The 17,000-nt window shown below is 41.8% G+C and carries 22 protein-coding genes; all 22 read left to right on the forward strand.

The window, feature by feature from the left end; all coding sequences use genetic code 11:
• The first annotated feature begins 15 nt into the window (after positions 1–15).
• The 22 genes from KHA99_RS25130 (at position 16) to dxs (ending at position 16,999) form a co-directional block, all read left to right on the forward strand.
• Positions 16–720, forward strand: a complete 705-nt coding sequence (locus KHA99_RS25130) for an ABC transporter ATP-binding protein (RefSeq protein WP_213120223.1) — start codon at positions 16–18, stop codon at positions 718–720.
• Positions 717–1,397 carry a heme exporter protein CcmB gene (locus tag KHA99_RS25135; protein ID WP_213120224.1) on the forward strand — a complete coding sequence of 227 codons (681 nt, stop codon included), beginning with the start codon at positions 717–719 and terminating at the stop codon, positions 1,395–1,397. Before KHA99_RS25130 ends, KHA99_RS25135 begins: the two co-directional genes overlap by 4 nt.
• Positions 1,398–1,400: 3 nt before the next feature.
• The gene (locus tag KHA99_RS25140; RefSeq protein ID WP_213120225.1) at positions 1,401–2,162 is read left to right on the forward strand and encodes a cytochrome c biogenesis protein; all 762 of its coding nucleotides are present in this window, start codon (positions 1,401–1,403) and stop codon (positions 2,160–2,162) included.
• Between the two features lie 12 nt (positions 2,163–2,174).
• Positions 2,175–2,306, forward strand: coding sequence for a CcmD family protein (locus KHA99_RS25145; RefSeq protein ID WP_213120226.1), 132 nt, complete (start codon positions 2,175–2,177; stop codon positions 2,304–2,306).
• Positions 2,307–2,460: 154 nt separating this feature from the next.
• A complete protein-coding gene (locus KHA99_RS25150; RefSeq protein ID WP_213120227.1) occupies positions 2,461–2,970 on the forward strand; it encodes a TlpA family protein disulfide reductase in 510 nt (169 codons plus the stop codon).
• A gap of 177 nt (positions 2,971–3,147) precedes the next feature.
• A complete protein-coding gene (gene spoIIIAA / locus KHA99_RS25155; RefSeq protein WP_213120228.1) occupies positions 3,148–4,065 on the forward strand; it encodes a stage III sporulation protein AA in 918 nt (305 codons plus the stop codon).
• Positions 4,066–4,581 (forward strand): stage III sporulation protein SpoIIIAB, encoded by a 516-nt coding sequence (gene spoIIIAB / locus KHA99_RS25160; RefSeq protein ID WP_213120229.1) that lies wholly within the window; start codon positions 4,066–4,068, stop codon positions 4,579–4,581.
• 11 nt (positions 4,582–4,592) lie between these two features.
• Positions 4,593–4,796: a stage III sporulation protein AC gene (gene spoIIIAC / locus KHA99_RS25165; protein ID WP_007084610.1), complete on the forward strand. Its 204-nt coding sequence runs from the start codon at positions 4,593–4,595 to the stop codon at positions 4,794–4,796.
• Positions 4,797–4,821: 25 nt separating this feature from the next.
• Positions 4,822–5,202 carry a stage III sporulation protein AD gene (gene spoIIIAD / locus KHA99_RS25170; RefSeq protein ID WP_284037974.1) on the forward strand — a complete coding sequence of 127 codons (381 nt, stop codon included), beginning with the start codon at positions 4,822–4,824 and terminating at the stop codon, positions 5,200–5,202.
• Positions 5,203–5,231: 29 nt separating this feature from the next.
• Positions 5,232–6,440, forward strand: coding sequence for a stage III sporulation protein AE (gene spoIIIAE, locus KHA99_RS25175; protein WP_213120230.1), 1,209 nt, complete (start codon positions 5,232–5,234; stop codon positions 6,438–6,440).
• Between the two features lie 16 nt (positions 6,441–6,456).
• Complete coding sequence (gene spoIIIAF / locus KHA99_RS25180; protein ID WP_213120231.1) at positions 6,457–7,086, forward strand: stage III sporulation protein AF; 630 nt, start codon at positions 6,457–6,459, stop codon at positions 7,084–7,086.
• Entirely contained in the window at positions 7,079–7,741 is a 663-nt protein-coding gene (spoIIIAG, locus tag KHA99_RS25185) for a stage III sporulation protein AG (RefSeq protein WP_213120232.1), read from the forward strand. Before spoIIIAF ends, spoIIIAG begins: the two co-directional genes overlap by 8 nt.
• 16 nt (positions 7,742–7,757) lie before the next feature.
• Positions 7,758–8,318 (forward strand): SpoIIIAH-like family protein, encoded by a 561-nt coding sequence (locus tag KHA99_RS25190; RefSeq protein ID WP_213120233.1) that lies wholly within the window; start codon positions 7,758–7,760, stop codon positions 8,316–8,318.
• Positions 8,319–8,456: 138 nt separating this feature from the next.
• On the forward strand, positions 8,457–8,966 hold the full coding sequence (gene accB / locus KHA99_RS25195; RefSeq protein ID WP_213120234.1) for an acetyl-CoA carboxylase biotin carboxyl carrier protein: 510 nt from the start codon (positions 8,457–8,459) through the stop codon (positions 8,964–8,966).
• A 13-nt stretch (positions 8,967–8,979) separates the two neighbouring features.
• Positions 8,980–10,335 carry an acetyl-CoA carboxylase biotin carboxylase subunit gene (accC, locus tag KHA99_RS25200; protein WP_213120235.1) on the forward strand — a complete coding sequence of 452 codons (1,356 nt, stop codon included), beginning with the start codon at positions 8,980–8,982 and terminating at the stop codon, positions 10,333–10,335.
• Positions 10,336–10,353: 18 nt separating this feature from the next.
• The gene (locus KHA99_RS25205) at positions 10,354–10,761 is read left to right on the forward strand and encodes an Asp23/Gls24 family envelope stress response protein (protein WP_213120236.1); all 408 of its coding nucleotides are present in this window, start codon (positions 10,354–10,356) and stop codon (positions 10,759–10,761) included.
• Positions 10,762–11,060: 299 nt separating this feature from the next.
• Entirely contained in the window at positions 11,061–11,459 is a 399-nt protein-coding gene (gene nusB / locus KHA99_RS25210; protein WP_213120237.1) for a transcription antitermination factor NusB, read from the forward strand.
• A gap of 31 nt (positions 11,460–11,490) precedes the next feature.
• A complete protein-coding gene (gene folD / locus KHA99_RS25215) occupies positions 11,491–12,348 on the forward strand; it encodes a bifunctional methylenetetrahydrofolate dehydrogenase/methenyltetrahydrofolate cyclohydrolase FolD (RefSeq protein WP_213120238.1) in 858 nt (285 codons plus the stop codon).
• A 122-nt stretch (positions 12,349–12,470) separates the two neighbouring features.
• Positions 12,471–13,826 carry an exodeoxyribonuclease VII large subunit gene (gene xseA, locus KHA99_RS25220; RefSeq protein WP_213120239.1) on the forward strand — a complete coding sequence of 452 codons (1,356 nt, stop codon included), beginning with the start codon at positions 12,471–12,473 and terminating at the stop codon, positions 13,824–13,826.
• Complete coding sequence (locus KHA99_RS25225) at positions 13,816–14,049, forward strand: exodeoxyribonuclease VII small subunit (protein ID WP_213120240.1); 234 nt, start codon at positions 13,816–13,818, stop codon at positions 14,047–14,049. Before xseA ends, KHA99_RS25225 begins: the two co-directional genes overlap by 11 nt.
• Positions 14,050–14,051: 2 nt before the next feature.
• Complete coding sequence (locus KHA99_RS25230; RefSeq protein WP_307852175.1) at positions 14,052–14,945, forward strand: polyprenyl synthetase family protein; 894 nt, start codon at positions 14,052–14,054, stop codon at positions 14,943–14,945.
• A 158-nt stretch (positions 14,946–15,103) separates the two neighbouring features.
• Positions 15,104–16,999 (forward strand): 1-deoxy-D-xylulose-5-phosphate synthase, encoded by a 1,896-nt coding sequence (gene dxs, locus KHA99_RS25235; protein WP_213120241.1) that lies wholly within the window; start codon positions 15,104–15,106, stop codon positions 16,997–16,999.
• The last annotated feature ends 1 nt before the right edge of the window (position 17,000 follow it).

The following is a 17,000-nucleotide window of genomic DNA, read 5'->3' on the forward strand; positions in this document are numbered from 1 at the left end:
GGGAGGGATGCGCAAATGATAGAAATTAAAAAACTGACGAAGCAGGCTGACAACAAGCTGATTTTACGTGGTGTTGACCTCTCTATCCATAAAGGGGAAACTGTCGGGATTCTTGGTCCAAACGGGGCAGGAAAAAGCACGCTTCTAAAGGTGCTGGCCTCATTGATTAAACCGACATCAGGAATGATCAAGATCAATGGTTTGGACTTGAAGAAAGATTCGCTTGAAATAAAAAAAATATTAGGCTATCTGCCTCATTCCAGCTTGCTTTACGACCATTACTCCCCATTAGAAAACCTCGTCTTCTTCGGGAATATATATGGGGTTAAAAATGTAGAACAAAAAGCGGCCGAGCTTGTTAAAGAAGTGGGCTTATCCTTCTTTTTAAATGAACCGGTCAAAAACTTTTCACGCGGCATGATCCAACGAATTGCAATTGCCAGAGCGATTATTCATGAACCTGAAGTATTGCTCCTGGATGAGCCGCATACCGGGCTGGACCAAGGTGCTATTGCCATTTTGAACAACGTGATTCTCTCTATGAAAGAGAAAGGAACGACAACCTTGATGGTCACCCATGATTTCAAGCAGGCAGCCGAAATCTGCGACCGCATTGTTATTGTCAAAAACGGCAAAATTGTCGATGACTTCAGAATTGAAAATTCAAGCTTGGGATATGTTTCACAAAAATATGAGCTGCAGGTGGAGGGTGTATCATGAATCTATTTCGCACAGCCTTCTTGCTTGCCCAAAAAGATTTATATTCAGAGTTAAAAACAAAACAAATTTTGGTCACGCAAATTATCTTTGCTGGACTCGTCATCGTTGTGTTCAGTTTTGCCTTTGATCCGGCCAATAACACGACAAAGGCTGTAATCCCCGGGATTATTTGGGTCATTATTGTGTTTTCAGGTATTTTAGGCCTTAACCGGTCGTTCATTTCGGAGCAGCGAAATGATACCATGCAGGGGCTGCTTGTTGCACCGATGGAGGCCGCCAGTATTTACTTAGGCAAGTTCTTGGCAAACTTTGCAATGATATTAGTTGTTGAAATTGTTTCTGTTCCGTTTTTATTCTTATTATTTGATTTTAAATTTCTTGGCAGTTTTCCGTATTTTCTATTGGTGATTTTTTTAGGAAGCTTTGGCTTTATTGCCATTGGGACTTTTTTGGCAGCTCTTGCGGCGAATTCCAAAAGCAGTGAAATGCTGCTGCCGCTGTTGCTATTTCCAATTACCACCCCTATTTTAATCGGTGTGGTTCAGGCAACTAAAATTATTTTAACGAACATGGATCAGTTTTCGAGCGCTTTGGCGTGGATTCAGCTGGTTACAGCGTATGATGTGATTTTCTTTGTAGTTTGTTTCTTATTAATTGATTATGTGCTGGAGGTTTAAGTGATGAGTATGAATCTCGAACGGGAAAAAGCGGTCCTGCCCCCTTCGCAAATGACAGACACGAAACGTGTTAGCATAGGAAAAGTATTGTTTGGCGCAACCATCATATCGATGCTTACGGCACTATATTTTATCTTTATTTTTGCAAATGAAGAAAAAACAATGAGGGCTGCGCAAAAAATTTTCTATTACCATGTAAGCTCAGCGTGGCTTGCCTTCTTGGCGTTTTTTGTAACATTCTTTTTCAGCATTTTATTTTTAATAAAGCGGAAAAGGATTTATGACACGTACGCCTATGTTTCCGCAGAAATTGGTGTCGTTTTTACGATTATCGTTCTGACAACAGGTCCAATCTGGGCAAGATCGGCTTGGAATACCTGGTGGGTGTGGGAACCGCGCCTTATTACAACGCTCATTCTATTCTTTATTTACATTGCCTATATCATGATTCGGCAAATGGATGGGGTTTGGGATAAGAAAGCAAGACTCGCCGCAGTCTTCGGAATTATTGGCTTTGCCGACGTACCGATTGTCTTCTTTGCAATCCGCTGGTGGCAGACAAAGTTCCACCCAATTGTTTTTGGTGATGGCCCTTCCCAAAAAGGCGGCGGAATTGAGGATACAATGCTTGTCGCCTTGTTGGTCACGATTACAGCTTTTACTATTCTTTATTCCTATCTACTTCATAAGGGTGTTTCTTTTGAAAAAATGAAAATAACAGTGGAACAATATAAGGAAAGATTAAGAGAATCATTAGATAAATAGGAGGAACCGACCATGAATTATGAATATATGTTAGGTGCTTATTCTGTTGCTTGGGTTGTGATTTTTGCGTATATGTTTATTATAGGAAAACGGCATGACAAGTTGAAAAAAGAAATTGAGTTCTTAAAACAGCTAGATAAATAAATGGAACCGCGCCGATTGGCGAGTCCGATAGGACGGTTCATGAGGCTTAGTTGAATTTATGCGTTAGGAAGGTATAAATTTGTGAATATTTATACTTTCCTATTAGCTAAGGAAGGAATAAGGCTGGGAGACAGCCCGTCAGGAGGAAGTGCGAATGAACCAGCGGGTTATTAAACCACTTGTGTTGATTCTTATTATCGCGATGTTCGGATTTTTTGGTTATAGCCTTGTCACAAAAGGCAAACATACCGATGTTGGCGATAAAGCCTTTAATTTTGAACTGCCTAATTATGATGGCGGAACGACAAAGCTTACAGATTATAAGGGTAAAGTCGTGATTCTAAACTACTTTGCAAGCTGGTGCAAGCCTTGTAAGGATGAGTTCCCAGAATTAGCAGCCTATCAAAAGGATTATGGCGGCAAATATCCATTGCTTATGATAAACCGTGGCGAAACCATTGACCGAATTAAAAAGGTAACAAATGACAATAAAGAAGGAATGGTTTATTTATTCGACTATAATGCCAAGGTTTCCAAGCAATATAACGTAACAGGCCAGCCTGAGACTTTTGTCATTGATAAGCAAGGAATTATAAGAGAACACTACAATGGTCCGGTTACCGAAATGCAAATATATAACTGGATCAAGAAATACGATAAATGATGCACGGGGACGGTTCTTCTGCTTATGAGCAGAAGAACCGTCCCCGTTTTTCGTCTCTATTAAATAGATGTAAAAAAATAGAGTGAAAGCAATTTTTAGAAGATTTGTCAGTCATAATGTGTCCAAGCAGGCATACATTTTAATTAATGAGAAGGGTAAATCAAGGAGGAAGCTTTCGTGGAAACCTTACTTAATTTTTTACCAAGAAAAATCGCCGACCTGATCAATCAAATCCCTCCTGTGCAAAAAAAAGAAATCGAAGAAATTCGGATTCGTATTAATCGGCCCATCGAATTAACGATGAGGGGAGCGCCAACCTTTCTATCGTATATTATTCAGCCTGAAGATGCCGTTCAGTTAATGAATAAAATTAGCCATTTTTCCATTTATACCTTGGAAGAGGAGCTTAAGCGCGGATATATCACTGTTTCAGGCGGCCATCGAATTGGTCTTGCTGGAAAAGTCATTCTGGAGAATGAAAGAGTAAAGGCGATAAGGGATATATCTTCGTTTAACATTCGAATTGCGAAAGAAAAGCTCGGCAGTGCCGAACCTATTATTCCCTACATCTGCAATGGAAACTGGATGAACACGATGATTATCGGGCCGCCGCAAACAGGAAAAACAACACTGCTGCGGGATGTTGCGAGGATTATCTCAACAGGTTACCGGAACATTCCTGCCTCCAAAGTAGGTATTGTCGATGAGCGGAGTGAAATAGCGGGATGTGTAAATGGAATCCCGCAATTAACCTTCGGGTATCGTGTGGATGTTCTCGATGCATGCCCTAAAGCGGAAGGAATGATGATGATGATCCGCTCGATGAGTCCGGAAGTTCTGGTCGTAGATGAAATTGGCCGTAAAGAAGATGCTGAAGCGATCCAAGAAGCCGTCCATGCCGGCATCAAGCTGTTCATGACGACTCATGGGACGAGCCTGGAAGAAATCAGCAAAAGGCCTTCGTTAAAGGAAATACTCAGCCAAGGAATCTTTGATCGATTGATAATCCTTAGCCGTAAGGCTGGTCCGGGGACGATAACGGAAATTTTGGATGGAAGCGGACAAAAATTGAACCAAAAAGCGAGCGTGACATAGATGGTTAAGCTGATTGGTGCCATTTTTATCGTTGTTGCCACTACCTTCACAGGCTTTGAGGCCGCAAGAAACCTAAGTGAGCGGCCGAAGCAGCTGAGAGCCTTGAAATTTGCCCTGCAATCCCTTGAGGCTGAAATCATGTATGGGCATACGCCTCTTCATGAAGCCGCAAGACGGCTGGCAGCCCAGATGGCTAAGCCTCTGTCCACTTTTTTTGAAAGCTTTGCAGGGAAGCTGACCAATTCGGAGACAACTGTAAAAGAGGCTTGGGAATCGAGCCTAAAGGAAATATGGAAATCGACTGCTTTAAAACAGGGCGAATATGAAATTATGAGGCAATTTGGCGAAACCCTTGGCCGACATGACCGCTTTTCCCAGCAGAAACACATCATGCTGACCCTAACACATCTCGAAAGAGAAGAAGCAGAGGCTGTCCAAGCACAAGCGAAGTACGAAAAAATGGTCAAGAGTCTTGGATTCTTATCAGGATTATTGTTGATAATTTTATTATTTTAGGGGGAAAAGTAATGGGTTTAGAAGTGGATATTATTTTCAAAATAGCAGGTGTCGGCATTGTGGTCGCCTTTTTGCATACAGTTCTTGATCAAGTTGGGAAAAAGGAATATGCGCAATGGGTAACCTTGTTTGGCTTTATTTATATTTTATTTCAAGTGGCATCCATTGTAGATGATCTGTTCCAAAAAATAAAATCGGTCTTTTTGTTCCAATAGAAAGGGGGGCTTTGCCATTGAAATTATTAAAATAGTTGGAATTGCCCTCGTCGCTACCTTCCTTGCCTTAATTATTAAAGAACAAAAACCGAACATCGCCTTCCTATTAATTGTCTTTGTCGGATGCTCGATTTTTCTTTTTCTGGTGGACAAGATCTATGAAATTATTCATATGCTTGAAAGACTGGCCGTAAATGCAAAGGTGAATCTCGTCTATGTAGAGACAATTCTTAAAATCATCGGGATTGCCTATATCGCCGAATTTGCGGTTCAGATAACGAAAGATGCAGGCCAGGGGGCGGTCGCCTCGAAAATCGAATTAGCCGGAAAAGTGATTATTCTCGCCATGGCCATACCAATACTTACAGTTTTAATCGAAACCATTATCAAACTAATTCCGAATTAATCGTTTTCGGGAAGAGGTGTTAGTAAAAGATGAAGCAGTGGCTGCAGATTATTCCAATTATCATTCTATTAGTCTTTTTTTGCTATAGTCCAAGTGTCCAAGCCGCACAGGGGTCAGAGCCCACTCAAGCCAATACCAACCCTCTTTCGCCGCAGGAGCTGGTCGATTCACAGCTAGAAAGCCTGGATTTAACGGAGCTTAAACAATTTTGGGAGGATATTAGCAATAAATACGGCGGTTTTCTTCCGGAGAGCCAAAAGGGAAGCCTGTATGACTTTATCAAAGGCGAGAAAGAGTTTTCGCTCAAGCAGTGGGGGCTTGGATTTTTAAAATTCCTTTTCCATGAGTTCCTGGCCAACGGCAAATTGCTCGGCTCATTAATTATGCTTTCGATATTCAGCATGTTTCTGCAATCGATGCAAAACGCCTTTGAAAAAAGCAATATTAGTAAAGTTGCCTATTCGATTGTATATATGGTGCTTGTAATTATCGCATTAAATAGCTTTCATATCGCCATTTCCTATACGAACGAAGCGATTGGAACAATGATATCCTTTGTGCTCGCCTTGATTCCATTGCTGCTTGCTTTGATGGCTGCATCCGGCGGACTGGTGTCGGCAGCGTTTTTTCACCCCGTTATCTTGTTTTTGATGAATATGAGTGGATTATTAATGCAATACGTAATCCTGCCGCTTTTGTTCCTGGCAGCTTTACTAAGCATTGTCAGCACGATGTCTGATCAATATAAGGTCACTCAATTGGCCGCGCTGTTAAGAAACTGGAGCATCGGTTTAATGGGGCTGTTTTTCACCGTATTTCTAGGGGTAATTTCCGTCCAGGGAGCATCTACAGCGGTAACAGATGGAATTACGATACGGACTGCTAAATTTATTACCGGAAATTTCATCCCGGTTATTGGCAGGATGTTTACCGATGCGACTGATACGGTTGTCAGTGCCTCAGTACTTTTAAAAAATTCAGTCGGGATTGCCGGAGTGGCCATTTTGCTGATTATAGTTGCCTTCCCGGCATTTAAAATTTTGATGATTTCATTTATTTATAAATTTGCTGCAGCCATCCTTCAGCCGTTAGGTGGAGGGCCCATTATCACTTGCCTTGATATTATCAGCAAAAGTGTCATCTATGTTTTCGCCGCACTAGGGATTGTCTCATTGATGTTTTTTCTAAGTATTACAGTCATAATCGCAGCCGGAAACTTGACGATGATGATGCGATAGGGGGTGGGGGAGCAAAATGGAATTTTTAAAAGAGTGGGTTACAAATATCATTCTATTTATCCTGCTGGCCACGGTGATTGATATGCTGCTGCCAAATTCAAGCATGCAGAAATATACGAAGATGGTGACGGGCCTTTTGTTAATTGCCATTATTCTAACTCCTCTCTTCAAGATTATTTCAAAGGATTTTGAGGGAGCTATTGCAGCTATTCCTTCTTATCAGGCTCCTGGAGAAAAAAATATGAAAAATTTAATAGATTCGAAGAAAAAAGAAATACAAGCCTCTCAGCATGCATATATTTTAAAAGAAATGGCTGTCCAGCTAAAAAAGGGTGTAGAGGGGGAGTTAATGGAGCAGTATGGATTGGAAATCGCACAAATTGATGTAGAAACAAATGCAGAAAGTGACCGAGCATTCCCTGAAAACCTCCAAAAGGTAATGGTTCTTCTGAAACAGCCAGAAACAGGCGGAAAGACAGTCGAAGCAGTTAAACCAGTAGTAATCAACACAGAAGCACCTCTTCCATCTAAAAAACGGGCAGAAGAAACAGAAAAAATTGCCGCATTTCTCTCTAAAAAATGGAACGTAACAGAAGAAACAGTTGATGTTTCGATTGAAGGGGGGATCCAGAAGAAGAATGGGTAATAATCAAGGGCCAATTTCATGGCTGAAAAAACTGCTTAGAATAGATGAGCAGGATGAAAAATCGGGTAAAAAGCCGGGGAAATTCCAGTATATGCTTCTTGTTCTATGTATTGGAGCAAGCCTAATGCTTGTTGGAAATATCGTGTTAAAAAATGAAACTGGCTCCAAGGCCATACCGGCAGCCACAACCGGAAAGACGGGTGGTGGTGAGGATGTCGCCGCTTTTGGATTGAATAAAAGCTCTGGCAATAAAACCATTGCTGAATATGAAGAAAAATACGAGGACCAATTAAAGAAAGCACTCCAGGAAATGCTGGGTGTCGATGATGTTACCGTGGTTGTTAATATTGATTCCTCAGACAAGAAGATATTCGAAAAGAATAGGTCAAATAAATCGCAAACAACCGAGGAATCCGACCAGCAGGGCGGCCAGCGAAAGGTTCAAGATAATACCGTTGATGAACAGCTGGTGATTATCCGCAATGGCGAAAAAGAAGTGCCGGTTGTCGTGGAAACCAAGAAGCCGGAAATACGCGGCGTCTTAGTAGTAGCGAAAGGTGCTGATAATATTCAAGTGAAAAAATGGATTGTTGAATCTGTTACGCGGGTTTTAGGAGTTTCGAGCCATCGTGTAGCGGTTATGCCTAAAAAATAAAAGGGGGATTTTAAGAATGTTATTGAAAAAGCAAACAGTTTGGTTGTTAACAATGTTGAGTCTAGTCGTGGTATTGTCGGTTTATTACATCACATCTCCAGAGCAAAAGAGCACAGACCTTGCCTCTGTGGAGAAAAATGTAAAGAACCAAGTGGCAAATAAAGATACTAAAACGAAAACCGAAGCAAAGGATGGAAAAACAGTCGTTTCTACAGTTGCTGGTGATGCGGAATTTGAAGAGCTTCGCTTAAAGCTTGATGAACTGCGTGGCGAACAGAAGGAAGAATTAACAGCTACTATGGCTTCGACTGATCTTCCTGCAGAAGAGCGGATGAAAGCAAAGGATCAAATGCAACAGCTGAATGACATTGCCCAAAAGGAAGAACTTTTAGAAACAATGATTAAAACAATGGGCTATGAGGATGCATTGGTAAGAGCCGATGGTGAAAAGGTAAGAGTAACAGTTAAATCCAAGAAAAAGCCAACTGCTTCTGCTGCAAATAAAATAATATTAGAAGTGAAAAAGGAGATCGGTGAAAGCAATTTTGTAGCCGTTACTTTCCAGCCATCTAAATAAAAAGGGAGTTTAGGAAAGCGCTTTTGCGCTTTCCTGTTTTTGTGTTTTATAATTAAGATGATTGAACTCACATTAAGTATTAAGGTATAGTATTAGTAGCAAGTAATAATTTTAATTTGAACAAGAGGGTGTTATTCAATGTTAAAGGTTCAAGAAATTCGCGAATTGATTAAACTTGTTGACCAATCCAGTATTGAAGAATTTGTATATGAAAACGAAGGCTCTAAAATTCAAATGAAAAAGAATAATGGTGTAACTGTTGTTCAGCCTGCTGCACAACCGGCAGCTGTTGCAGCTCCTGTGGCCGTTCAAGCAGCCCCAGTGCCGGCCCCGGCCCCGCAGGCACCTGTTCAAGCAGTTAAACAGGAAGCACCAAAGGCTGCATCTGTTGAAACAGAGGATACGAATTTACATAAAATTACTTCACCAATGGTAGGAACATTCTATGCTTCCCCAAGTCCAGATGCGGAGGCTTATGTAAAAGCGGGTTCAAAAATAACGAAGGATTCCATCGTTTGTATTGTGGAAGCAATGAAGCTATTTAATGAAATTGAGGCAGAAGTAACCGGAGAAATTGTCGAAGTGCTAGTTAAAGATGGCCAATTAGTCGAGTACGGACAGCCGTTATTTTTAGTAAAGCCAGAATAAGGAGCGTAACGGAATGATAAAAAAACTGTTAATTGCAAACAGAGGAGAAATTGCAGTTCGGATAATCCGCGCCTGCCGCGAAATGGGGATTGAATCGGTTGCGGTATTTTCTGAAGCGGACCGTGAAGCATTGCATGTCCAGCTGGCTGATGAAGCTTACTGTATTGGACCAACGTCATCAAAAGACAGTTACTTAAATGTTACCAATATTATAAGTGTCGCAAAATTAACAGGCTGTGATGCGATTCATCCTGGTTATGGATTTTTGGCAGAAAATGCCGACTTTGCCGAGCTTTGTCGTGAATGTAATATTACCTTTGTAGGCCCAAGTCCTGAAGCGATTACAAAAATGGGAACCAAGGACATCGCAAGGGAAACCATGCGGGAAGCAGGGGTTCCAATTGTTCCTGGATCGAAGGGGATTATTAATGATATTGACGAAGCACTTGAGCTTGTCAAAAAAATCGAGTATCCGGTGATTATTAAAGCAACTGCCGGCGGTGGCGGTAAAGGAATCCGCGTAGCCAGAAACGAGCAGGAATTAATCAAAGGCATCAATATCACACAGCAGGAAGCGGCGACAGCCTTCGGAAATCCAGGCGTTTATATCGAAAAGTTCATTGAAGATTTCCGCCATGTCGAAATTCAGGTCCTTGGTGATAATTATGGGAATACCATTCATTTAGGTGAAAGGGATTGCTCGATTCAGCGCAGACTTCAAAAGCTTCTTGAGGAGACTCCTTCTCCTGCTCTTGATGGAGAGATTCGTGCAGAAATGGGAGATGCTGCTGTAAAAGCTGCAAAAGCGGTTGATTATTCAGGTGCTGGAACGGTAGAATTTATATATGACTACCGCAATCGGAAGTTTTATTTCATGGAGATGAACACAAGGATTCAGGTAGAGCATCCTGTAACTGAAATGGTCACTGGAATTGACCTTATTAAAGAAATGATTCACGTGGCAAATGGTGAAAAACTATCGTTAACCCAAGCGGATGTGACCTTCAATGGCTGGGCGATTGAGTGCCGTATCAATGCCGAAAATCCGGAGAAGAATTTTCTTCCTTCAGCTGGAAAAATTAATATGTACTTACCGCCTGGCGGGTTGGGAGTTCGGATTGATTCAGCTGCCTATCCGGGATACACCATTCCACCTTACTACGATTCCATGATTGCAAAGGTAATTGCATACGGCAGCACTAGGGAGGAAGCAATCGCAAGAATGAAACGTGCCTTAAGCGAATTTGTTGTGGAAGGAATTCACACAACCATTCCATTTCATTTAAAGCTTCTTGAGCACGAGAAATTCGTCGAAGGCCAGTTTAATACGAAATTCCTGGAGCTGTATGATGTGATGAAGTCAGTATAAATCTGGAGGGATCGCACGATGAGCGAATTTAGCATTTTGGAAATGGAACATGAGAACAATGGCCTGGGGAAAATTGAAATTGCTCCTGAAGTGATTGAAGTGATTGCTGGTATTGCCGCTTCTGAGGTTGAAGGTGTAGCCGGAATGCGCGGAAACTTTGCAACAGGTGTGGTGGAGCGTCTAGGCAAGAAAAATCACGGAAAAGGCGTAAAGGTAGAACTGACAGAGACAGGAATCAAAATTGATGTATACTGTTTAATGAAATTTGGAATTTCCATTCCTTCAGTGGCAGGGAAAATTCAAGAAAATATCCGCCAAGCACTACTTAACATGACCGCACTCGAAGCGGAAGAGGTAAACATCCACGTAGTCGGTGTCCAATTCGAAACCCAGAAAGTAGAACCAATTGTGGATGAAGAAGTATAAAAAACAAAAACCAAAGGATTCGCTCCTTTGGTTTTTTGTTTTCTGGGCTAATAAGAAAGAATAAAATTTTCCCAAATTTTATTCTTTCTTAACGCATAAGTGCAACTACGCCTCTGTCTTCGCCCTTACAGGCTCGCCAATCAGCGAGTTTTCTTTATGAAATCAATTTCAAAGTGCGAATCAATTTTAATTATGCTATTATCAATTTATGTCTAAGGTTTCGACATTATTTTAATACTATAATATGGATGAAAAATAGTCATAAATTACTTAAAATCCCTAAAGGAGTTAACGGTATAATGAAAAGAAGAACTGCAAGAGAAAAGGCTTTACAAGCACTCTTTCAAATTGATGTCTCACAGAGCGAGCCATCCACTGCAATTGAACACGTATTAGAGGGGGAGGCAGGCGACGATTATCTATCCAGGCTTGTTTTCGGAGTAGTCGAGCATAAAGAAGAAATTGACAAGCTAATCATCGAAAACTTAGAAAAATGGTCCATTGATCGTTTGGCAGCAGTTGACAGAAATATTTTAAGAGTAGCTACCTATGAATTGAAATTTATGCAGCCGGATGTCCCTAAAAATGTAATTTTAGATGAAGCAATTGAGATTGCCAAAATATTTGGAGATGACCAATCAAGCAAGTTTATTAATGCTATTCTTTCAAAAGTAAAACAAAAGCTTGTAATGGAATAACCACTGGATAAAGGGAAGGGAGAAAAGGGAAATGACAGCTGTTATTATCAATGGAAGAGATGTCGCAGACAAAAAAAAGCATGAAATTGCCCAAGAGGTTTCTAGTCTGAAAGGTCAGGGGGTAACCCCGGGCTTAGTGGTTATCCTTGTCGGCAATAATCATGCATCCCGTACCTACGTTACCAATAAAGAGAAAACGTGTAAAGAACTTGGCATGAATTCATTACTAATTGAAATGCCAGAAGAAACATCAGAGGCGGAACTTCTTGCAAAGATTGAAGAGCTGAATAATGATGCTGCGATCCATGGCATTTTAGTCCAGCTTCCACTGCCAAAGCATATTGATGAGACAAAGGTCATCGAAACGATTTCTCCTTTAAAAGATGTTGACGGCTTTCATCCCATTAACATAGGCCGAATGATGACTGGACAAAACACGTTTTTGCCATGTACACCATTTGGAATTATGGTATTGCTCGAAGAATATGGAATTTCTGTTGCCGGTAAACATGCAGTTGTCGTCGGCAGAAGCAACATAGTCGGGAAGCCGGTTGGCCAATTACTGCTTAATCAGCATGCTACTGTCACCTATTGCCATTCAAGAACGAAGGATTTAGCCGAGCAAACAAGACAGGCAGATATTCTGGTTGCAGCCGTTGGAATTCCAAACTTTATTACTGCTGAACATGTTAAAGAGGGGGCAGTGGTTATTGATGTTGGAATTAACCGAAATGAGGCAGGAAAGCTTTGCGGCGATGTGGCATTTGCTGAAGTTAGCGAAAAAGCTGGATACATAACTCCTGTTCCAAAGGGTGTGGGTCCGATGACAATTACAATGCTTATGTATAATACCTTACAGTCTGCGAAGGAAAGTATAAACCGCAAATAAGTCTAAGAAATTGTCCTTATCTATGATGATTAGCCCTTGTGTTCTTTTTGCGGACAAACTGGGGGCTTATTATATAATGGATAAGGACAGTTTTTATCTTGTGGACTTAAAAAGGAGAACTTATGCAGGAACAAAGATATTTATCTGTGAATGCTTTAACCAAATACATAAAAAGAAAATTTGATGCCGACCCGCATTTAAGGGATCTTCATGTGCGCGGGGAAATTTCGAATTTTAAGCAGCATTCAAGCGGACATATGTACTTTACGCTAAAGGACGAAAAGGCGCGAATTCTAGCTGTTATGTTCTCAAGCCACTCCAGGGCAATGAGATTTCAGCCGGAAAATGGGATGAAAGTCATTGTCAAAGGCGACATCACCGTTTATGAACCGAGTGGACAGTATCAAATTTATATTAAAGACATGCAGCCTGATGGAATTGGCGAATTATTTCTCGCTTATGAACAATTAAAACAAAGGCTTGAAGCAGAAGGCTTGTTTGCACCGGAGAGAAAAAAGCCACTGCCTCTGTTTCCGAAAACAGTGGGCGTCATAACCTCACCAACTGGTGCTGCGATCCGTGATATTATCACAACGATTAAAAGGCGATTTCCGATCGTCAATATTCTGGTGTTTCCTGCCCTTGTGCAGGGGGATAACGCAGCTCCTTCTATTGCAAAGGCCATTGAAAAAGCCAATAATAAAGACATTGATGTATTAATAGTCGGCCGCGGCGGCGGTTCGATTGAGGAGCTTTGGGCATTTAACGAGGAACTTGTGGCTAGGGCCATCTACCAATCAGCCATTCCGATAATCTCTGCTGTTGGACATGAAACGGATTTTACCATTGCCGATTTCGTTGCTGATTTAAGGGCACCTACTCCGACCGGTGCCGCAGAACTTGCTGTTCCTCATATAGAGGAATTGCTGGATCGAACCCTGCAGCGGCAAACACGACTTATTCGCGCTATGCAGGAAAAATTCCGCTATGAGAAAGAACGATTAAATCGCGTACAAAAATCTTATGCTTTTCGTTATCCGCAGCGCCTTTATGAACAAAAGCTTGAACAGGTTGATAAAGAGACAGAAAGACTTGTGCGCGGCATATCGCGATTATTTTCATTAAAAAATGAGCAGTTAACGAATTTGGATAAATCACTCGAGCGAAATCACCCAAGAGAGGCATTGCAGGAAGCAGGAAAACATTTCGAACGTACCCATAAAGAATTGAACCGGGCATTAAAGCAAATCCTGACAAAAAAACAAACTGATTTTGACCATATGCTTTCGACTTTGCAGGCGCTTAGCCCTCTGAAAATCATGGAGCGGGGCTACAGCTTGTCTTATACAGAGGATAACCGGCTTGTTAAAAGCGTCAATCAAGTGAGTGTGTCTGATCAGGTCCAAATTCAGCTGACTGATGGCAGTCTATTCTGTAAAGTGGAAGGGATAAAGGAGAGGGATAAAAGTGACAAATGAACAAAAGTTAACCTTTGAAGAGGCAATGAACAAGCTCGAACAGATTGTCGGGAAGCTTGAGGAAGGAGATGTCCCTTTAGAGGAAGCGATTATTTATTATAAAGAGGGCATGGAGTTATCTAAGCTTTGCCATGATAAATTGAAAAGTGTTGAGGAACAATTAACGCAAATTATTACGGAGGATGGACGTACGGAGAATTTCTCCGTAGTTGAGGAGGAATAGATTTGGAAACCGGACAGTTAGAGGCATTTGCAAAACAATATAAGCAGCTGCTTGAAAGCAATCTGCGTTCTCTGGTTGGAAAGCTGGATGCGCCGGCTATAATAAAAGAATCTATGATCTATTCCCTTGAAGCAGGCGGTAAGAGGATTCGACCTCTCTTAGTTTTTGCTACAATAGATGCATTTGGAATGGATCCGAAAAAGGGGCTTTCTGCAGCAGCAGCGATTGAAATGATCCACACTTATTCTTTAATTCATGATGATTTGCCAAGCATGGATAATGATGATCTTAGACGAGGAAAGCCGACAAACCATAAAGTTTTCGGTGATGCTGTTGCAACTCTGGCCGGGGATGCTCTGTTAACCTACAGCTTTGAGGTGCTTGGAAATATTCCAAATGACTCTATTACTGCTGAAACAAGACTAAAACTAATCGTAGAAATGGCTAAGGCAGCCGGCACGGAAGGAATGGTTGGCGGCCAGGTGGCGGATATGGAGGGAGAAGGAAAATCCCTTACCCTTCAGGAACTTGAATATATTCACATCCATAAAACTGGGAAGCTGTTAGGATTTAGTGTTTTAGCTGGTGCATTGATTGCCGGAGCGAATCAAAGTCAAATAGAGAGTCTGTCTGCATTTGCCCATCACTTGGGACTTGCCTTTCAAATTCAGGATGATATTTTGGATGTAGTTGGAAATGAGCAGGAAATCGGAAAACGGGTAGGAAGTGACACAACCAATTCAAAAAGCACCTATCCAAAATTGCTATCACTTGATGGCGCGAAGGCGGCCCTCCGTGAGCAGACTCATCGAGCCAAAGCAAATCTGGCGAAAACCGGTTTAAATACGACATTATTAATGGAAATTACCGATTTGGTCGCTTCCCGAAACCATTGAAAAACAGTGATTTGAGGCAATAGATTAAGTATGTTATAATTGTTTCCATGTGGAAAACGTTGTCATTCTGCCGTTATCACTATTGTGTTAGCGGCTATTTTATCATTATCTGTAAAGACACCTTAGAACGAAAAAGTATGAAAGTGAGTGGTCCATAAATGGATCTATTAACAATAAAAGACCCATCCTTTTTGAAAGGGATGTCCAATAAAGAACTGGAGGCTTTAAGTCAAGAAATTCGCCAATTCTTGATTGAGAAGCTGTCTGCCACTGGTGGGCATATCGGTCCAAATCTTGGGGTTGTTGAATTAACCATTGCTTTACATAAATGCTTTGACAGCCCAAAGGACAAAATTCTTTGGGATGTCGGTCACCAATCCTATGTCCACAAAATTCTAACTGGAAGAGCCTGTGAATTTGATACGTTAAGACAATTTAAGGGCTTATGCGGCTTTCCGAAACGGATTGAAAGCGAGCATGACGTGTGGGAGACGGGACATAGCTCTACATCTCTTTCGGCGGCTATGGGAATGGCAATTGCAAGGGACTTAAAAAAGGAAAAGAACTTTGTCTTACCGGTGATTGGCGATGGAGCCTTAACAGGAGGAATGGCGCTCGAGGCATTGAATCATATCGGCCATGAAAAAAAGGATATGATCGTTATTTTAAATGATAATGAGATGTCCATCGCCCCAAATGTCGGCGCGCTTCATAACATCCTTAGTCAATTGCGGACAGCAGGCAAATATCAATGGGTCAAGGATGAGCTTGAAGTCCTTTTGAAGAAGGTGCCTGCAGTCGGCGGAGTATTGGCTGCTACTGCGGAACGCATTAAGGACAGCCTAAAATATTTACTGGTTTCCGGTATGTTTTTTGAAGAGCTGGGCTTTACGTATCTTGGTCCGATTGATGGCCATAATTTCGAAGATTTATTTGAAAACTTCAGCTACGCCAAAAAGACCGAAGGACCTGTACTTCTTCACGTAATCACAAAGAAGGGGAAAGGCTTTAAACCGGCAGAGACCGATAAAACTGGGACATGGCATGGGACCGGCCCATATAAAATGGATACCGGCGATTTTGTTAAACCGAATAAAAAACAACCACCAGCCTGGAGCAGTCTCGTCAGTGAAACTGTGCGCAGGATGGCACGAAGCGATGAAAGGATTGTCGCGATTACTCCGGCCATGCCTGTTGGCTCAAAGCTTGAAGGTTTTGCAAAGGAATTTCCAGATCGAATGTATGATGTCGGAATTGCCGAACAGCATGCGGCAACTGTCGCTGCAGGCTTGGCAACCCAGAATATGAAGCCGTTCTTGGCGATTTACTCGACCTTCCTGCAGCGGGCTTATGACCAGGTGGTCCATGATATTGCACGGCAGAATTTAAATGTTTTTATCGGTATTGACCGGGCGGGACTAGTCGGTGCAGATGGCGAAACCCATCAAGGTGTGTTTGATATTGCCTTCCTAAGACATGTTCCAAACATAGTGTTAATGATGCCAAAGGACGAAAATGAAGGCCAGCACATGGTTTATACGGCATTGACCTATGATGACGGTCCGATTGCCATGAGGTTCCCACGCGGCAATGGTTTAGGGGTTCCGATGGACGAGGAATTGCGGAGCCTTCCGATCGGGTCCTGGGAGGTTTTAAAAGAGGGCGATGATGCTGCTATTTTGACTTTTGGCACGACTGTTCCAATGGCCATGGAAGCGGCTGAAATTCTTGGAAAGCAAGGAATTTCAGTTAAAGTAGTTAATGCTCGTTTCATTAAACCAATGGATGAAAAAATGCTAAGCGGCATCTTGCACGAAAATATCCCTATTCTCACCATTGAAGAGGCGATTTTACAGGGCGGGTTTGGCAGCGCGGTTCTTGAATATGCACACGATAAGGGATTTTATTATTCGCAAATTGACAGAATGGGCATCCCTGACCAATTTATTGAACATGGGGATGTCGGCTCCCTTCTTGAAGAAATTGGGTTAACAACTGAAGAAGCTGTGAAACGGGTTTCCATATTGGCCAGGAAAAAACAACAAAGGGCATAAA

This window comes from Neobacillus rhizophilus (assembly GCF_018343535.1).
Classification (GTDB): Bacteria; Bacillota; Bacilli; order Bacillales; family Cytobacillaceae; genus Neobacillus; species Neobacillus rhizophilus.